General features: G+C 75.6%; 18 protein-coding genes. 9 read left to right on the forward strand and 9 right to left on the reverse strand.

The features are described from left to right. Both ACSNN9_RS23275 and ACSNN9_RS23280 read right to left on the reverse strand, forming a co-directional pair. On the reverse strand, positions 1–438 hold a 438-nt coding region (locus ACSNN9_RS23275; RefSeq protein ID WP_436675376.1), incomplete at its 3' end, for a GNAT family N-acetyltransferase. A gap of 29 nt (positions 439–467) precedes the next feature. Continuing rightward, the gene (locus ACSNN9_RS23280) at positions 468–1,406 is read right to left on the reverse strand and encodes a thiamine-phosphate kinase (protein ID WP_436675377.1); all 939 of its coding nucleotides are present in this window, start codon (positions 1,404–1,406) and stop codon (positions 468–470) included. 123 nt (positions 1,407–1,529) lie between these two features. Between ACSNN9_RS23280 and ACSNN9_RS23285 the strand changes: the two genes are divergently transcribed. After that, positions 1,530–1,763, forward strand: a complete 234-nt coding sequence (locus tag ACSNN9_RS23285) for an Lrp/AsnC ligand binding domain-containing protein (protein WP_089001579.1) — start codon at positions 1,530–1,532, stop codon at positions 1,761–1,763. Then, positions 1,764–2,408 carry a DUF3515 family protein gene (locus ACSNN9_RS23290; RefSeq protein ID WP_436675378.1) on the forward strand — a complete coding sequence of 215 codons (645 nt, stop codon included), beginning with the start codon at positions 1,764–1,766 and terminating at the stop codon, positions 2,406–2,408. Between the two features lie 70 nt (positions 2,409–2,478). On the opposite strand, the gene ACSNN9_RS23295 is transcribed toward ACSNN9_RS23290, so the two are convergent. After that, positions 2,479–3,585, reverse strand: a complete 1,107-nt coding sequence (locus tag ACSNN9_RS23295; RefSeq protein ID WP_436675379.1) for a D-alanine--D-alanine ligase family protein — start codon at positions 3,583–3,585, stop codon at positions 2,479–2,481. A gap of 285 nt (positions 3,586–3,870) precedes the next feature. Between ACSNN9_RS23295 and ACSNN9_RS23300 the strand changes: the two genes are divergently transcribed. Continuing rightward, entirely contained in the window at positions 3,871–5,145 is a 1,275-nt protein-coding gene (locus tag ACSNN9_RS23300) for an ATP-binding protein (RefSeq protein WP_436675380.1), read from the forward strand. Between the two features lie 115 nt (positions 5,146–5,260). Here the strand turns inward: ACSNN9_RS23300 and ACSNN9_RS23305 are convergent, their stop codons facing one another. Continuing rightward, positions 5,261–5,479, reverse strand: coding sequence for a hypothetical protein (locus ACSNN9_RS23305; RefSeq protein ID WP_121396133.1), 219 nt, complete (start codon positions 5,477–5,479; stop codon positions 5,261–5,263). 278 nt (positions 5,480–5,757) lie between these two features. On the opposite strand from ACSNN9_RS23305, the gene ACSNN9_RS23310 reads away from it, so the two are divergent. Together ACSNN9_RS23310 and ACSNN9_RS23315 are read left to right on the forward strand one after the other, a co-directional pair. After that, positions 5,758–6,603 carry a helix-turn-helix domain-containing protein gene (locus ACSNN9_RS23310; RefSeq protein ID WP_436675381.1) on the forward strand — a complete coding sequence of 282 codons (846 nt, stop codon included), beginning with the start codon at positions 5,758–5,760 and terminating at the stop codon, positions 6,601–6,603. Positions 6,604–6,607: 4 nt separating this feature from the next. Further along, the gene (locus ACSNN9_RS23315) at positions 6,608–6,808 is read left to right on the forward strand and encodes a DUF397 domain-containing protein (protein WP_357876029.1); all 201 of its coding nucleotides are present in this window, start codon (positions 6,608–6,610) and stop codon (positions 6,806–6,808) included. A gap of 154 nt (positions 6,809–6,962) precedes the next feature. On the opposite strand, the gene ACSNN9_RS23320 is transcribed toward ACSNN9_RS23315, so the two are convergent. From ACSNN9_RS23320 to ACSNN9_RS23335, 4 genes are read right to left on the reverse strand one after another with little or no spacing between them, the layout of a single operon-like run. Continuing rightward, complete coding sequence (locus ACSNN9_RS23320) at positions 6,963–7,754, reverse strand: putative protein N(5)-glutamine methyltransferase (protein WP_436675382.1); 792 nt, start codon at positions 7,752–7,754, stop codon at positions 6,963–6,965. Next, positions 7,751–8,869 (reverse strand): cystathionine gamma-lyase, encoded by a 1,119-nt coding sequence (locus ACSNN9_RS23325; RefSeq protein ID WP_436675389.1) that lies wholly within the window; start codon positions 8,867–8,869, stop codon positions 7,751–7,753. Before ACSNN9_RS23325 ends, ACSNN9_RS23320 begins: the two co-directional genes overlap by 4 nt. 5 nt (positions 8,870–8,874) lie before the next feature. After that, a complete protein-coding gene (locus tag ACSNN9_RS23330; protein WP_436675383.1) occupies positions 8,875–9,873 on the reverse strand; it encodes an NAD(P)H-dependent glycerol-3-phosphate dehydrogenase in 999 nt (332 codons plus the stop codon). Continuing rightward, positions 9,870–10,607: a lysophospholipid acyltransferase family protein gene (locus tag ACSNN9_RS23335; protein ID WP_436675384.1), complete on the reverse strand. Its 738-nt coding sequence runs from the start codon at positions 10,605–10,607 to the stop codon at positions 9,870–9,872. The genes ACSNN9_RS23330 and ACSNN9_RS23335 overlap by 4 nt, the downstream gene beginning before the upstream one ends. A 127-nt stretch (positions 10,608–10,734) precedes the next feature. Here ACSNN9_RS23335 and cofC point away from each other — a divergent pair, with 127 nt between their 5' ends. Genes cofC through ACSNN9_RS23355 form a run of 4 tightly spaced genes read left to right on the forward strand, consistent with a single transcriptional unit; the run spans position 10,735 to position 14,971 of the window. Beyond that, positions 10,735–11,370 (forward strand): 2-phospho-L-lactate guanylyltransferase, encoded by a 636-nt coding sequence (gene cofC, locus ACSNN9_RS23340; RefSeq protein ID WP_436675385.1) that lies wholly within the window; start codon positions 10,735–10,737, stop codon positions 11,368–11,370. 20 nt (positions 11,371–11,390) lie between these two features. Further along, positions 11,391–11,588, forward strand: coding sequence for a cold-shock protein (locus ACSNN9_RS23345; RefSeq protein ID WP_199184673.1), 198 nt, complete (start codon positions 11,391–11,393; stop codon positions 11,586–11,588). 53 nt (positions 11,589–11,641) lie between these two features. Continuing rightward, on the forward strand, positions 11,642–13,969 hold the full coding sequence (locus ACSNN9_RS23350) for an RNA degradosome polyphosphate kinase (RefSeq protein ID WP_436675386.1): 2,328 nt from the start codon (positions 11,642–11,644) through the stop codon (positions 13,967–13,969). 24 nt (positions 13,970–13,993) lie between these two features. Beyond that, positions 13,994–14,971, forward strand: a complete 978-nt coding sequence (locus ACSNN9_RS23355; RefSeq protein ID WP_436675387.1) for an NUDIX hydrolase — start codon at positions 13,994–13,996, stop codon at positions 14,969–14,971. A 52-nt stretch (positions 14,972–15,023) separates the two neighbouring features. Here ACSNN9_RS23355 and ACSNN9_RS23360 read toward each other — a convergent pair whose 3' ends face one another. Then, the gene (locus tag ACSNN9_RS23360; protein ID WP_436675388.1) at positions 15,024–16,970 is read right to left on the reverse strand and encodes an endonuclease/exonuclease/phosphatase family protein; all 1,947 of its coding nucleotides are present in this window, start codon (positions 16,968–16,970) and stop codon (positions 15,024–15,026) included. Positions 16,971–17,088: the final 118 nt, after the last annotated feature.

The raw sequence follows: 17,088 nt of genomic DNA on the forward strand, positions 1-17,088 counted from the left end.
CGGGGCGTCCCGGTAGTAGCCGAAGTTCGGGATCCGGTCGTAGCCGGCCGCCGTGTACATGGCGATCGCCTCGGGCTGCTTGTCGCCGCACTCCAGGACGATCCGCTTGCGCCCGTGCTCCCGGGCCGAGCGCTCCACCGCCGCCAGCACCGCCCGGGCCACGCCCCGGCCCCGGGCCGCCGGCGCGGTGTACATCCGCTTCAGCTCGGCGGTGTCGCCCTCGTCACCGTGGCTGCGCCAACCGCCGCAGCCCACCGGCTCGCCGCCGAGGTGGGCGACGAGGAAGGCACCGGCGGGCGGCTCGAACTCGCCCGGGTCGACCGGGGTCTCGTCGCCGCTGCCGCCGTACCGGGCACCGAGGTCGGCCAGTGCCGCGCGGATCAGCCGCTGCGCCACCGGCGAGTCGAAACGCTCGGCCCGAATCTCGATCTCACTCACGGAGTAAAGGGTACGACGCCGGTCGGCCCTTACCGGAAGTGGTCCCAGCCAGCGGGTCCGTCGTGCGGCTGACCGTCGACCGTGACGCCCGAGCCCGCCGTGACCCGCCCGATCGGCCGCCAGTCGGGTGGCAGCGCCACCGCCGACGGGAAGGTCGCGGCCAGCGCGTGGTCGTCGCCCCCGGCGAGCAGCCAGGAGTACGGGTCGACGCCGAGCGCCTGGGCGGCGTCGCGCATCTGCCGGGGCACCTCGAAGGCGTCCCGGCGCACGTCCACGGCGACCCCGCTGGCCTTCGCCACGTGCCCGAGGTCGGCGAGCAGCCCGTCCGACACGTCGATCATGGCGGTGGCGCCGAGCCGGGCGGCGTGCGGCCCCGCCGGATAGGGCACCTCGGGCCGCCGGTACGCCTCCACCAGCAGCCGGGGCGTGCGGAAGCCCCGGGAGAGCACGGTCAGCCCGGCCGCCGCGTACCCGGTGCGGCCGGCCAGGGCCAGCACGTCCCCGGGCCGCGCGCCGGAGCGCGTCACCGGCGGCCGGCCGCCGAGGTCGCCGAGGGCGGTGACCGCGATCGTCAACGTCGGGCTGGCCGACATGTCCCCGCCCACCACGCTCGCGCCGACCTTCGCCGCCTCGGCGGCCAGCCCGTCGGCGAGTTCCTCGGCCCACCCGGGCTCCAGCTCCGGCGGCATGCAGAGCGCGACCAGCAGCGCGGTCGGCTGCGCCCCCATGGCGGCGATGTCGGCCAGGTTCGCCGCCGCCGCCCGGTGGCCGACGTCACGCGCGCCGGACCAGTCCCGCCGGAAGTGCCGCCCCTCCACCAGCACGTCGGTCGAGGCCACGACCCGGGCGTCCGGGGCGGCCACCACCGCCGCGTCGTCCCCGGGACCGAGCAGAACGGTCGATCCGTACGACAACCGGGCGGTCACCCGATCGATCAGGCCGAACTCGCCGACCCCCGCGACACTCATGCCGCCCCTCCGCCGTGCTCGCTCACCGCTTCTCCTTGACCACCGATAGGGATCAGACCTGGTCCGTAAGGTACTTTCTCCCTTCGGGCCGCTCCGCAGGCGGCGACGGACGGAGGTCGAGTCGTGGTACAGGCGTACATCCTCATCCAGACCGAGGTCGGCCGGGCGCGTGACGTGGCCGGTCTCATCTCGGACCTCGCCGGCGTGGTACGGGTCGACGCCGTCACCGGGCCGTACGACGTGGTCGTGCTCACCGAGGCGAACACCGTCGACGAGCTCGGCAAACTCATTGTCAGCAAGGTGCAGATGGTGCCCGGCATCACCCGCACCCTCACGTGTTCGGTGGTGCGCCTGTAAGTGGACAAGATCACTGACTCCCCCGTGACCGATTCCGCCCAGCCGGACGAGGCCGCCCCCGACCGGCCGGCCGCCGACCGGACGACCCGTGGCGCCGCGCTGATCGCGACGCTGGTCGCGCTGCCGGTCACCCTGCTGGTGGGCGGCCTCGCGTTCGCCCAACTCTCCCCCGACGAGCGGGCCGAGCCGGCCGCCGCGCCGAGCGCGACCGCCACCACCGCCGGCCCGCAGTCCACCGCCCCGGTCGAGATGGCCGCGCCGGCGCTGGCCGAGCGGCCCGCCACTGTCTGCCGCGCCCTGCTCTCGCAGCTGCCGCCCACGGTCAACGACCTCCCGCAGCGCCCGGTCACGGCCGGCCCGGAGCAGAACGCCGCGTACGGCGACCCGGCGCTCACCGTCGCCTGCGGCGGCACGGAGCCGGCCGTCGGCGAGACGGAGGACGTCTGGACGGTCAACCGGGTCTGCTGGTACGCCACCGAACAGGCCGACGCCACCGTGCTCACCACGCTGGACCGGGAGACCGCCGTCACGGTCCGCGTGCCGCGCTCCTACGGGCAGGCGTTGCAGTGGGTCGCTCCCGTCTCGGACACCATCGTGGCCTCGGTGCCCTCCGGCGGCGACGCCCCCAGCGGCTGCCGGAACTGACCGACGGCTCCCCCGGCCGTGAGCGGCAGAAGGGCCCTTCCGCACGGCGGAGGGGCCCTTGCTCGACTCGTCAGTGCAGGCCGACGCCCCGGTGCAGGGCGGTGCGGATGAGGCGGTGGACCAGCTTCGGGTACTCCAGCCCGGACGCCGCCCACATCCGGGGGAACATCGACGTCGGGGTGAAGCCCGGCATGGTGTTGATCTCGTTGAGGTAGACGTCCAGCTCCGGGGTGACGAAGAAGTCGACCCGGGCCAGCCCGGCGCAGTCGAGCGCGGTGAAGGCGCGCACGGCGTACTCCTGGACCTGGCGGGTGACCCGCTCCGGCAGGCCGGCGGGGATGTCGTACTCGCAGGCGGACTCGGAGTCGATGTACTTGGCCTCGAAGTCGTAGAAGTCGTAGTCCCCGACCACCCGGACCTCGGCGAGCACGGACGCCTCCGGCGCGCCGCCGGCCTCGCCCTCCAGCACGCCGCACTCGATCTCGCGGCCGACGATCGCGCCCTCGATGAGCACCTTCGGGTCGATCTGGCGGGCGGTGGCGACCGCCGCGTCCAGGGCCGCCCAGTCGTCGACCTTGCTGATGCCGAACGACGAACCGGCCCGGGACGGCTTCACGAACACCGGCAGGCCGAGCCGCTCCTTGTCCGCCTCGCTGAGCGTCATCCCGTTGCGCAGCACCGCGTACGGACCCACCGGGATGCCCTCGGCGGCGCAGAGCTTCTTGGTGAACTCCTTGTCCATGGCGGCGGCGGAGGCGAAGACGTTCGCCCCGACGTACGGGATGCCGGCCATCTCCAGCATGCCCTGGATGGTGCCGTCCTCACCGTAGGCGCCGTGCAGCACCGGGAAGACCACGTCGACGTCGGCGAGCGCCCGAGGCCCCTCGGTGGGGTCGAGCACCATGAGCCCGTTGCCGGTCGGGTCGGCGCGCAGCACGATGTCGGTGCCGGACTCGGCGGTGATCTCCGGCAGCCGGCGCGCGTCGATCGCCAACCGGCCCGGGTCGCCGTCGGTCAGCACCCACTGGCCGGCCCGGGTGATGCCCACCGGCACCACCTCGAACTCGTCCGGGTCGAGGGCGCCGAGCACGCTGCCGGCGCTGACGCAGGAGATGCCGTGCTCCGGGCTGCGGCCGCCGAAGACGATCGCCACGCGGGTCCTGCCTGGGGTGGTCACTGCGTCACCTCTTCGTACGCGACTGCTCCGGTCGTGGCGCTCACGCGGTTGACCTTACTGTGCGTGGCGGGCACGGGATGCCGATACCCGGGGAGAGCCGAGCGGCGGCAGCAACCGGTCAACAAAGGATATACGTTGCGTAACCACGCGTACGGCCGCGCCGGCCGCCGGTCGGTGCGTGGACCGCCGCGCCGGACCGGCCACCGCGCCCCGGCCGACGGATCCCGTGCGCAGCCGGAATCCGGGGCGGTGACGGCACCGGGCGCCCACTACGCTGCACGTCCTATGAGCGCTGATCCCCTCATCGAATCCCTGTCGGCGGCCCTGGACGCCCGCCCCGATGACCTGCCGCTGCGGCTGCACCTCGCCGCGCTGCTGCTCGACGCCGGCCGGGCCGGGGAGGCGATCGCGCAGGTCGGGCAGGCGCTCGCCCGGGATCCGGGAAACGCCCAGGCGCAGGCGTTGATGCAACGGGCGCTCGGTGGCTCCGTACCGCCGCCGCCCCCGGCGGATCCGCGACCGCCGGCGCAGCGGCCCGCGCCGACCGGGCCCGGCGGTCCCGCCGCGACCGCCGACCAGGACCCCCTCGCGGCCTACGAGCGGGAACTGGCCGACGTCGTGCCGCCGCGGTTCGCCCGCGCCGGCGACGAACCGGAGCCGGTGGCCGGCCACTCCGACCGGGTGTACGACGTGGAGAACTCGGGCATCCGGCTGGCCGACGTGGGCGGCATGTCGGCGGTCAAGGAACGGTTGGAACTGGCCTTCCTCGGCCCGCTGCGCAACCCGGAACTGCGCAGGATGTACGGCAAGAGCCTGCGCGGCGGCCTGATGCTCTACGGCCCGCCCGGCTGCGGCAAGACGTTCCTGGCCCGGGCGGTCGCCGGGGAGATGGGCGCGAAGTTCATCTCGCTCTCCATCGTGGACGTGCTGGACATGTGGATGGGCAACTCGGAGCGGAACCTGCACGAGCTGTTCCAGGCGGCCCGCCGCAACGCGCCCTGCGTGCTCTTCCTCGACGAGGTCGACGCGCTGGGGCACAAGCGCTCGCAGGTCGGCTCCAGCTCGATGCGGACGCTGGGCAACCAGCTGCTGGCGGAGCTGGACGGGATGGAGGGCAGCAACGAGGGGGTCTTCGTGCTGGCCGCCACCAACACCCCGTGGGACGTCGACCCGGCGCTGCGCCGGCCCGGGCGGCTCGACCGGGTGGTGCTGGTGCTGCCGCCGGACGCCGAGGCGCGCCGGTCCATCCTGGAGTACCACCTGCGGGAGCGGCCGATCGCGGGGATCGACCTGCGGAAGATCGTGGCGGCCACCGAGGACTACTCGGGCGCCGACCTGGCCCACCTCTGCGAGACGGCCGCCGAGTTCGCGATGGCCGACTCGGTGCGCAGCGGCGAGGTACGGATGATCGAGCACCGGGACCTGGAGCGGGCCGTCAAGGAGGTCCGGCCGTCGACGAAGCCGTGGATGGCCACCGCCCGCAACGTGGCGATGTTCGCCAACGAGGGGGGCGTCTACGACGACCTGGTCGCCTACCTGAAGCGGCGCAGGATGCTGTGACGCCGGACGGCCCGGCGGGGCGCCGGGCCGCGCCTCCCGCCGGGCCGGGCCGCCTGCCGGGTCGGTGATCCGCCCGGCGGGGCCGCCTCCGGTGACCGCACCGCCCTCGCCGGCGTCAGCCGCGCGCGTGCCGCCGGCCGATGGCGATCACCTTGACCCGCTGCCGGCCGGCGCGCACCATGCCGAGCGCCATGAACGCGCCCGCGATCCGGTCCGCCGCCTCCCGGCTGCTCGCTCCGACCACCTGGCGGCGCCGCTCGGGGCAGTTGCGTTCGTCGCGGCCGGCGCCCTCGGCCGGGCGCACGTCGGTGAGCACCACCAGGAACCGCGTCATCGGTGCCCGCCGGGGTGGTCGGCGCGGGCCTGTCGACCAGTACGCACGTCGCATCCCTTCCGGCAGACGGGCCACGGGCGTGGCACGCGGCGATCGGGTACGGGGGAGAAACCCGATCGCCGCGCGCCCCATCCCCTCCGGTCACTCACCGCCGCCGTCGCCACGACAACCGGCGGTGAGGACGCGATGACAGATTGACATGTACACAGCCATGAATGCAACTCTCATCGACGTTCTCTCATCTACACCTTCCCGTGAAGATGTGCGACGATCGATGCATGGCTCCCAAGACCGCTCGTGCCCGCCGACTGGGCATCGCGCTGCGCACCCACCGGGAAGCCGCCGGCCTGACACTCGAGGCGGCGGCGGACGAGATCAGCAGCACCCGCAGCACCCTGTCCCGCTACGAGAACGCGCAGACGCTGGTCAGCCCCGCCACCGTGCGCGCCCTGCTCACCCTCTACGGGGTCGGCCCCGACGAGGTCGCCGCCGCCGTGCAGCTGGCCAAGGACGCGCGCAAGCCCGGCTGGTGGGTGTCGTACTCGTACCTGCTGGACCGGCGCACCATCGACTTCATCGCGCTCGAGGCCGAGGCGACCGGGATCGCCAACTTCGAGCCGTCGGTGGTGCCGGGGCTGTTGCAGACGGCCGACTACATCCGGGGCGTGATGCGGGGCGGCCCGCACACCCTCGGCGACGACGAGGTGGAGCAGCGGGTCCAGTTCCGGCTGGACCGGCAGCAGCGGCTCACCGGTGACCAGCCGCCGATCCTCGACGCCATCATCGACGAGGGCGCGCTGCTGCGGCCCGTCGGCGACCGGTCGGTGATGGAGGCGCAGCTGCACCACCTGGTCAAGATGGGCGAGCTGCCCAACATCACGGTCCAGGTGATCCCGCTCGCCGCCGGCTACCACCGGGGCACCCGGGGCTCCCTGCACATCCTGGAGTTCCCGGACCCGGAGGACCCGATCATCGCCTCGGTGGAGACGGTGGCCGGGCAGATGGTCCTCGACCGACCGGGCGACCTGCGTACCTGCACCAAGATCATGGAGCACCTGCGGACCGTCGCGCTCAGCCCGGCGGACAGCCGTGACCAGCTCCTCCAACTCCTGAAGGGACGGTAGGACCATGACACCGACGAGCAACGCGGCGCTGGCCGTGGCGCGGTGGCGCAAGAGCAGCCGCAGCGGCGACGAGGGGGCGTGCGTGGAGATGGCGGTGCTCCCGGGGACCGTCGCCGTCCGCGACTCCAAGGACCCGTCCGGCCCCGCGCTGCTCTTCCCGCCGGCCGCCTGGGCCGCCTTCGTCGGGGCCCCGCCCGGACACTGACCCTCCCTCCGGGGGCGCCGGCGCGCCCGCTGACCACGTCGCGCCGGTGCCCCGCCGGCGGCGGTCCCACCGTTGGGAGCCGGTGGGGCCGTCGTCCGGCGGGGTCACCCCGTCGCGCCGGAACCGGCGGGGCGCAAGTCAGGCCGGGTGGAGGTCAGGCCGGGCGGCGGGCCGTGACGGCGGTGGCGTCCCGGTCGTCGTCACGGGTCACCGTGGGGTGCAGGCCCACGGCGGTCAGCACCGCGCGGAGCGCGTCCAGCTGCGTCTCCCCCGCCTCCACCACCAGGTGCCCGCCCGGGGCCAGCCAGCGCGCCGCGCCCTCGGCGACGCGGCGCAGCACCGCCAGCCCGTCCGGGCCGCCGTCGAGGGCCACCGGCGCCTCGTACAGCCGGGCCTCCGTCGGCATCAGCGCCACCGCCGCCGTCGGCACGTACGGGGCGTTGGCCAGCACCAGGTCCAGCCGACCCCGCCAGCGCACCGGCAGCGGGTCGTACAGGTCGCCCTCGAAGACCGGGACGGCCAGCGGGCCCAGGTTGCGCCGGGCGCAGGCCACGGCGGCGGGGTCCACGTCGGCGGCGGCCAGCCAGCGCGGCGCGAGCCGGCGGGCCAGCGCCACCGTGGTGGCGCCCGAACCGCAGCACAGGTCCACCACGGCCGCCGCCGGCCCGGTCACCGCGACGGCGGCGTCGACCAGCAGGGCGGTACGCGCGCGCGGCACGAACACGCCGGGGTCGACGGCGATCCGCTCGCCGCAGAACTCGGCCCAGCCGAGCACGTGCTCCAGCGGCAGCCCTGCGACGCGGCGCTCGACCAGGCCGGCCAGCGCATCGGCCGAGTCGGCGGCGGCGATCAGCAGTTCCGCCTCGTCCTCGGCGTAGACGCAGCCGGCGGCGCGCAGCCGGTGCACGAGGGCGGGCCGGTCGGGGCGGAACGGATCGACCGTCACGCGCCGCGGCTGGCGTCCAACGCGGCGGCCACGTCGGCGACCAGGTCGACGGCGTCCTCGACCCCGCAGGAGAGCCGGACGAAGCCGGGCGGGGTGTCGTCGCCCCACTGGGCCCGCCGGTCGGCGGTGGTGTGCAGGCCGCCGAAGGAGGTGGCGGCGGCGACCAGCCGGGCCGCGTCGAGGAACCGCGCCACCCGCCCGGCGTCGCCGAGGTCGAAGGAGAGCACCCCCGGGATCCGTCGCATCTGGACCGACGCCACCGCGTGGGCCGGGTCGCCGGGCAGCCCCGGCCAGCGCAGCCCGGTCACGTCGTCGCGCCCCGCGAGCAGCTCGGCGAGGGCCCGCGCGTTCGCGGTCTGCCGGGCCAGCCGCAGGTCCAGGGTGGCCAGCGACCGGTGCGCGAGCCAGGCGTCGAACGCGCCCGGCACCGCCCCGGTGGCGTTCCGCCAGGCGGTGACCGCGTCCCGCAGCTCGGCCGAGCGGGTCGCGACGTAGCCGAGCAGCAGGTCCGAATGCCCCGTCAGGGCCTTGGTCCCCGAGGCCACCACGACGTCGGCGCCCAGGTCGAGCGGACGCTGCCCGAGCGGGGTGGCCGTGGTGTTGTCGACCGCGACCAGGGCGCCGGCTTCGTGCGCCCGGGCGGAGAGCGCCGCCACGTCGGCGACGTCCAGGCCGGGGTTGGCCGGGGTCTCCAGCAGCACCAGGCGTACGCCGTCGAAAGCCGGGTGCGGGCCGGCGGTCGGGGCGAGGAGCACCCGCACCCCGACGCCCTCCAGCGTGTCGGCGGCGAAGGCCCGGACGGGGAAGTATCCGTCCGACGGGAGCACCACGGTGTCCCCCGGCCTCAGCACCGCCAGCAGCAGCCCCGTGATCGCGGCCTGCCCGCTGGCGAAGACCCGGCACTCGCCCCCCTCCAGCTCCCCCACCGCCGCCTCCAGCAGCCGCCGGGTGGGGTTGTCGGGTCGGCCGTAGCCGTCGGGCGCCGCCGCCGGCCCCGCGAACGGGTCCAGGTGGTACGGCGCGGCGAACACCGGCCCGGGCAGGAACGGCTGGCCGGGAGCCGGCTCGGGCAGGCCGGCGCGTACGCAGCGGGTGCCGTCCTGGTGCTCGGTCACGTCGTTCACTCCGGCTTCGTCGTCCGGCTCATCAGGGCCTCGACGGCGAGCCGCGGGTCCATGCCCTCGTGGCAGACCAGCTCGACCTGCTCGGTGATCGGCATCTCCACCGCGTGCGCCCGGGCCAGGTCACGCAGGGCCAGCGCGCTCTTGACGCCCTCGGCGGTCTGCCGGGTGGCGACGCGGGCCTCCTCCAGGGTCGCGCCCCGGCCCAGGTGCTCGCCGAAGGTGCGGTTGCGGGCCAGCGGCGACGAGCAGGAGGCGACGAGGTCGCCCATCCCGGCCAGGCCGGCGAAGGTGAGCGGGTCGGCGCCCAGGGCCACCCCGAGCCGGGCCGTCTCGGCCAGTCCCCGGGTCACGAGCATGGCCCGGGTGTTGTCGCCGAAGCCCATCGCCACGGCGATGCCGTACGCCAGGGCGATCACGTTCTTGACCGCGCCGCCCAGCTCGCAGCCGATCACGTCGTCGTTGGTGTACGGGCGGAAGTAGGGCGTGGTGATCGAGCGCTGCACCAGCGTCGCCCGGTCGGCGTCGGTGCAGGCGACCACGGTGGCGGCGGGCTGCTCGGCGGCGATCTCCGGGGCCAGGTTGGGGCCGGAGACCACCACCACCCGGTCCGCCGCCACCCCGGCGGTCTCCACGATCACCTCGCTCATCCGCCTGGTGGTGCCGAGCTCGATGCCCTTCATCAGCGACACCAGGGTGGCGTCCGGGTGCAGGTGCGCGGTCCACTCGGCCAGGTTGCCGCGCAGCGTCTGCGACGGCACGGCCAGCACCACCAGCTCCGCCCCGGTGATCGCCTCGACGGCGTCCCCGGTCGCCGTGACCCGGGACGGCAGCAGCACGTCCGGCAGGTACTCCGGGTTGCGCCGCTCGGCGCGGATCGTGTCGGCGACCGCCTGCCGGCGGGCCCAGACGGTGACGTCCCGACCGGCGTCGGCGAGGATCTTGGCGAACGCGGTGCCCCACGAGCCGGCACCCAGGACCGCGACGTGCCCGCTCACGCCGCCGCCTCCGGCCGCCGCCGCTCGCCGGCCGGGCGGGCCGTCCGTTCCCACAGTGGTGGCGGGGTGCCGCCCCGGATCTCGCTGAGCATGTCACGAAGGCGCAGCATGATGGTGTCGGTCATCTCCTCGAGGACGGCCTTCGTCGGGGTCGACCCGGCCCACCGGCTCAGGTCGACGGGCGGCCCGGCGACCACGGTCACCGGGATCCGGGGGCGCGGGTTCAGTCGGGCCCGGCGCGGGTCGAAGATCCGCTCCGGCCCCCACATGACGACCGGGACGACCGGCGCCCCGGTGGCGAGCGCGAGCCGGGCGGCGCCGGTCTTGCCCTTCATCGGCCACAGGTCCGGGTCGCGGGTGATGGTGCCCTCCGGGTAGATCACCACCGCGCCGCCCTGGTCGAGCGCGGCGACGAGGTGCTCCAGCGACCGCACCGCGTCCACGGTGTTCCGCTCGACCGGGATCTGCCGGCAGCGGTGCAGGATCCAGCCGATCACCGGGACCCGGAACACGCTGGCCTTGCCGAGGAACTGCGGCCAACGGCCGGCGTCGTAGACGAAGTGCGCCGCGACGAGCGGGTCGGCGTGCGAGACGTGGTTCGGCACGATGATCACGCCGCCGTCGCGGCGCAGGTGCTCCATGCCGCGCCAGGTACGCCGCGTCCAGACGGTCATCACGGGCTTGACCAGCACCACGGCGAACCATTGCCAGAACCCCAGCCTCCGCCGTGTCACCGCGCCTCCTCGTGCCGCCCCGACCCGCACCGGATCCGCACCCGGTGACGCCCGCAGCGGAAATCATGCCTGCTCGACCCGGGTCCGGCCAGAGAGGGTACCGCCGTGCGGCTGGCAGGATGGCGGTGTGAGTCAGCCGAGGTGGACCGTGGTGGTGCCGGTGAAGCGCCTCGCCGCCGCGAAGAGCCGACTGCGGGGGGCGCTGCCGGCCGTACCGCACGAGGAGCTGGCGCTGGCCCTGGCCGCCGACACGGTCGCCGCGGTGCGGGCCTGCCCGGCGGTGGCCGGGGTGCTGGTCGTCACCGACGACGCCCGCGTGACCGAGGCCGCCCGCCGCGCGGGCGCCCGGACGCTTCCCGACACTCCCGCCGCCGGGCTGAACGCCGCCTTCCGGCACGGCGCGTCGGCCGCGGGCGGCGGCTGGGTGGCCGGGCTCACCGCCGACCTGCCCGCGCTGCGCCCGGCCGAGCTGGCGGCGGCCCTGCGCGCGGCGCGGACCGCGCCCCCGGGCGTACGCGGGTACGTGGCCGACGCCCCCGGTCAGGGCACCGTGCTGCTGGCCGCACCGCCGGGCGTGCCCCTGGACCCCCGCTTCGGGCTCGGCTCGGCCGCCGCGCACGCGGCGAGCGGGGCGCTCGCGCTCGCCGGGGACTGGCCGAGCCTGCGCCGGGACGTGGACACCGCCGACGACCTGGCCGCGGCGGCCCGGCTCGGGCTGGGGCCCCGCACGGCCGCGCTGGCCGCCGCCGGCTGCCCGGCCTGAGGGCGTGTAGCGTGCGGGGCATGCAGGGCACGGTGGCCACCTACGACGCGGCGACCCGCAGCGGGACGCTGCTCCTCGACGACGGCACCGAGCTGGCCTTCCCGGCCCGGGCGTTCGACGCCTCCGGCCTGCGGCTGCTCCGCCTCGGCCAGCGGTTGCGCGTCGAGACCGACGCCGCCGGCGAGGTCGTCCGGGTGACATTGCCGACGATGGCCTGAGCGGCTGGTCGAAGTTCATTTTGCGTTAACCGCATCCGGGTGATTATGGGCGGGTGAGCACCCCTCGCAAGCACCCCGCCAACCGACCGCACACCGACCCGGCCGCACCCCGCAACGGCGCCCGGTCCCGGGGCGCCGACGGCCGCTTCCACGCCGACGGATCCGCCGGAACCCCCGGGACGGAGGCCGCCGGGACCGACGCGGCGAGCGCCTCCGCCGGTCTGGAGGAGGTGCTGGACCCGGTGCCCGGCCCGCCCGTCGAGGCGGCGTCGCCGCAGCCCGCGCCGGACCCCGGGGACGAGCCGCCCGCGGCCGAGCCGCTGCCCGAGGACCGCTTCCTCAACCGGGAGCTCTCCTGGCTCGACTTCAACGCCCGGGTGCTGGCGCTCGCCGAGGACCCGCGCACGCCGCTGCTGGAGCGGGCCAAGTTCCTGGCCATCTTCGCCAGCAACCTCGACGAGTTCTACATGGTGCGGGTCGCGGGGCTGAAGCGCCGGCTCCAGGCCGGCCTGCCGGTACGTGGCGGGGACCGGATGCCGCTGCGCACCCAGCTGGAGCTGGTCGCCGGGAAGGCCGCGACGCTGGTGGCCCGGCACTCGGCCTGCTTCACCGACGAGGTGCTGCCGAAGCTGGCCGCCGAGGACATCCGGATCCTGCGCTGGGCCGACCTGGACCACCCCGAGCGGGAACGGCTGCGCGCGTACTTCCGGGAGCAGATCTTCCCGGTGCTGACCCCGCTGGCGGTGGACCCGGCGCACCCCTTCCCGTACATCTCCGGACGGTCGCTCAACCTCGCCGTGGCCGTCCGCGACCCGGACGGCGGCTCGGAGTTCTTCGCCCGGGTGAAGGTGCCGAACAACGTGCCCCGCTTCGTCCGGGTGCACCGCGACCTGCCGGGCGTGCGGATGCTGCCGGTGGAGGACCTGATCTCGGTGCACCTGGGGCAGCTCTTCTCCGGCATGCGGGTGGTCGAGTGCCACCTGTTCCGGGTCACCCGCAACGCCGAGGTGGAGGTCGACGAGGACCGCGACGAGGACCTGCTCCAGGCCCTGGAGCGGGAGCTGGCCCGGCGCCGGTTCGGCCCGCCCGTCCGGCTGGAGGTGGCCGCCTCGATCTCCGAGCACGTGCTGGAGCTGCTCGTGCGCGAGCTGGACATGCACGACCAGGAGGTGCTGCGGGTGCCCGGCCTGCTCGACCTCTCCGCGCTCTGGCAGCTCTACAACGAGGCCGACCGGCCGGACCTCAAGGATCCGCCGTTCGTGCCGGCCACCCACCCCCGGCTCACCGAGGGCGAGGTGCCGCGCAGCGTCTTCGCGACCCTGCGCGACGGCGACATCCTGGTCCACCACCCGTACCACTCGTTCGCCACCAGCGTGCAGCGCTTCATCGAGCAGGCCGCCGCGGACCCCGACGTGCTGGCCATCAAGCAGACGCTCTACCGCACCAGCGGCGACTCCCCGATCGTGGACGCGCTCGTCGACGCGGCGGCCGCCGGCAAGCAGGTGGTGGTGCTGGTCGAGCTGAAGGCGCGCTTCGACGAGGTCGCCAACATCGGCTGGGCGCGCACGCTCGAGCGCGCCGGCTGCCACGTCGTCTACGGCCTGGTCGGGCTCAAGACGCACTGCAAGACGGCTCTGGTGGTACGCCAGGAGGGCAACCAGATCCGCCGCTACTGCCACATCGGTACCGGCAACTACCACCCGAAGACCGCCCGGCTCTACGAGGACTTCGGCATGCTCACCGCCGACCCGGAGATCGGGGCCGACCTGACCGACCTGTTCAACGTGCTCACCGGCTACAGCCGGCAGACCGCGTACCGCCGGCTGCTGGTGGCGCCGCAGGGCATCCGCAGCGGACTGATCGAGCGGATCGAGCGGGAGATCGCGCACGTCCGGCTGGGCATGCCCGGGCTCGTGCAGATCAAGGTGAACTCACTGGTCGACGAGGAGATCACGGACGCGCTCTACCGGGCCTCCCGGGCCGGCGTCCACGTGGACCTGGTGATCCGGGGCATGTGCACGCTGCGGCCGGGGGTGCCCGGCCTGTCGGAGAACATCCGGGTCCGCTCGATCCTGGGCCGGTTCCTGGAGCACTCCCGGATCTTCCGGTTCGGCAACGACGGCGACGCCGAGTTCTGGGTGGGCTCGGCCGACCTGATGCACCGCAACCTGGACCGCCGGGTCGAGGCGCTGGTGCGGGTGAGCGACCCGGTCGCCCGGGCCGAACTGGACCACGTGCTGACCGCCGCGATGAGCCCCGACGTGGACGCGTTCGAGCTGGCGCCGGACGGGACCTGGAGCCGGCGTACCGGCACGGCCGGGGAGCCGCCGGTCCACCTCCAGGACATGCTGCTGCGTCGCGTCGGTGGCACGGCGGGCTGACCGGTACCCGCATAGGCTGACCTGATGCTGGATGAGCGGGACGCGGCCGGCCCCGGTCGGGGCTGGCCGACCGGGGTCCCCGACACGACGCCCCCGATCCGGGCGGCGGGCGGTGTCGTGTGGCGGCCCGCCGACGACCCCGGGCCGGCCCCCGGGGGCGTGGACGCCGAGCGCGCGCCGCGCGGCGGGGTGCTGGTCTGCCTGGTGCACCGGCCCCGCTACGGCGACTGGTCGCTGCCGAAGGGCAAGCTGGAACGGGGCGAGCATCCGCTGCTCGCCGCCGTCCGGGAGGTGGCCGAGGAGGCCGACGCCCGGGCGGTGCCGCAGGTGCGGCTGCCCACCGTGCGCTACCGCAGCGAGGGCCGCCCGAAGGTGGTCGACTACTGGTCGATGCGGGCGGTGGCCACCGGCGGCTTCCAACCGGCGACCGAGGTCGACGACGTGCGCTGGCTCGGCGTGGACGAGGCGATCCGGCTGGTCAGCTACCCGCACGACGCCGAGGTGCTGGCCGCGTTCGCGGCGCTGCCGACGGTCACCGGGACGGTGGCGGTCGTCCGGCACGCCCACGCCGGCAAGCGGGCCACCTGGTCGGGCCCGGACACCGGCCGCCCGCTCGACGCCCGGGGCTGGGCGCAGGCCCACGCGCTGGCCCCGCTGGTGGCGCTGGTCCGCCCGGTACGCCTGCTGTCGGCCTCGGCCCGCCGCTGCGTGCAGACCCTCGACCCGGCGGCGGCCCTGCTCGACCTGCCGATCGAGGTCGACGGCGACCTGGACGAGCCGCGGCCGGGCCAGCAGCCCGACGAGTGCGCGCTGGCCGCCGCCGCCCGCCTGGCCGCGCTGGCGGCCACCGGCGAGGCGGCGGGGGTGTGCAGCCAGGGCAAGGTGATCCCGGGCGCCCTGGCCCGGCTCAGCGGGCGGCCGGACGACTTCACCACCCCGAAGGGCGGCGGCTGGCTGCTCGCCTTCACCGGCGACCGCCTGCTCGCCGTCGACCGCCTCTGACGGTGCGGGCCCGGGGGCGGATCGCCGCCGAGCGGCCCGGGCGGGCGGCGGGTCAGGCCGGCGGCAGGGTCAGGGTCACCGCGACCGGCAGGTGGTCGCTGGCCGTCCCGGGTGGGGCCGCCGCGTCGCCGGTCGCCAGGTCGGGCGTGACGAGGACGTGGTCGATCTGCTGGCGCGGGGCGTCCGCCGGGCTGGTCGGCAGGGGCCGGGCGGCGGCCAGCGCGTCGACCAGGCCGGCCCGGGTGAACTCGGCGAACGCCGGGTCGCCCGGCTCGGTGTTCAGGTCGCCGGCGACCACCAGGGGCCGGCCGGCCGCGTACCGGACGGCGAAGTCGGCGACCGCGCGGGCCTGGACCACCGGGTCCCCGCCGGGCGGCGGTTGCAGGTGGGTGGCGACCACCGCGAGGCGGACGTCCTCGCTGAAGTCGATCGTGACGCCGAGGGCCTGCGCCCCGGTGGGCGCGCCGACCGCCGGCAGCGGCCGGGTCCGCGCCGCGTCCAGGGGCCACCGGCTCAGCACGGCGTCGCCCCAGAGCGGATCGGCGGCCGGCGCGAAGACGTACGGCATGTCCAGCCGTTCCGCCAGCAGGTCGAGCGTGTCGTGGCCGCCGTTGAGCAGCCAGCCCCGGTCCACCTCGCCGAGCACCACGACGTCGGCCCCGGCGACGGCCCGCGCCAGCGCGTCCGGGTCGAAGCGGCCGTGGATCCCGAACCCCATCCGGACGTTGTACGCCGCCACCCGCACCGTCTCCGGCGGCCCGTCCCGGTTGGTGGCGGACAGCAGCTCGTCGCTCGCGATCGCGGCCACCAGCGTCAGCACGGCGGCCGAGGCGGCCGTCCACACCGGCGGCAGCGGCGAGCGGAGCGGGCCCGGGCCGGGCCGGGCCGCCAGGGCGACGGCCGCGACCAGCACCGCCACCGCCACCGGCACCCCGGCGTTGGGGTGGCCGAGGTCGTAGGCGGCGTAGTACGCCACCGCCGCGACGGCGAAGACGAGCATCCCGGCGACGGCCGCGTACCCGCGTCGCCCGGCCGCCCGTGCCGCGTCCTGCCCGGCGCGCCCGCCGTCGTCCACGGCCGGGGTTGCGGCGTCGTCGGCGACCCGGCCGTCCGCCGCGCCGGCCGACGCCAGGCACGCGCCGAGACCGACGGCGGTGAGCAGGACGGCCGGCAGCAGCAGTTCCCCGCGTTCGAGGGCGACGAGGACGGCCCCGGCGACCAGGGCCACCGGCCCCAGCCACCGCCAGGCCCCCCGGCGGGGCGACGCCAGCGCGGCGAGCAGGAAGCCACCGACCGCCACGGCGAGCGGGGCGGGGCCGAACAGCGGCACCGTGGCCACCCCCACCTCGTCGGCGGGGTCCGAGCGCAGCAGACCGAACTGGTACGACGTCGCCGTCCGGGCGACCGCCGGGGAGAGCGCCACCATGCCGGCGAGCAGCAGCGCCGGCCCGGCCAGCAGCCAGCTCCGTACGCCGCCCGCCCCCGCCGGCGGCGCGGGCCGCGCCTGCCCCGCCAGGAAGAGGCCCGCGACCACGACGGCCAGCAGCCACGCCGGCCAGTCGCCGAGGAACGCCGGGCGGTACGTGTCGAGCACCGTGTGCAGGAGGGCACCGACCGCCAGTCCGAGCGCCAGCCCGGGCACGGGGCGGTCGGTGCCGGCGGCGACCCCGGCGAGCCAGACCAACCCGGCCAGCAGCCCGGCCGTGGCGAGCCAGAGCTGGAGCCGCCCGCCCGGCTGGCCGTTGACGGCGAGCCGCGCCACGACCAGCAGCACCGCGGCGACGAGCGTGACGGGGCGGGCGCCGACCCGGCGGACCAGCGCGGGCGCGGCCAGGGCGAGCAGGAACCAGCCGAACGCGAACGCCCCCAGCAGTTCGGCGGGGGTCGAGGCGGCCTGCCCGAAGATGGTGATGACCGCCGGCAGGAAGACGCGCAGCACGTCGACCAGGAGCACGACGCCCAGGGCGAGGGTGACGGTGGGGAAATGGCGGTAGCGCACCGGGCTGCCTTTCGCCGACCGGAGGGGGTGCGGCGATTCTGCGGGCGCGGCACGGTCGCGGTCAACGGTCGGGGCGGACACGGCGAAGGGGGCCCACCGGCCGGTGGGCGCCCTTCGC

Origin of the sequence: Micromonospora sp. URMC 107 (assembly GCF_051386315.1) — a bacterium.
Taxonomy (GTDB): Bacteria; Actinomycetota; Actinomycetes; order Mycobacteriales; family Micromonosporaceae; genus Micromonospora.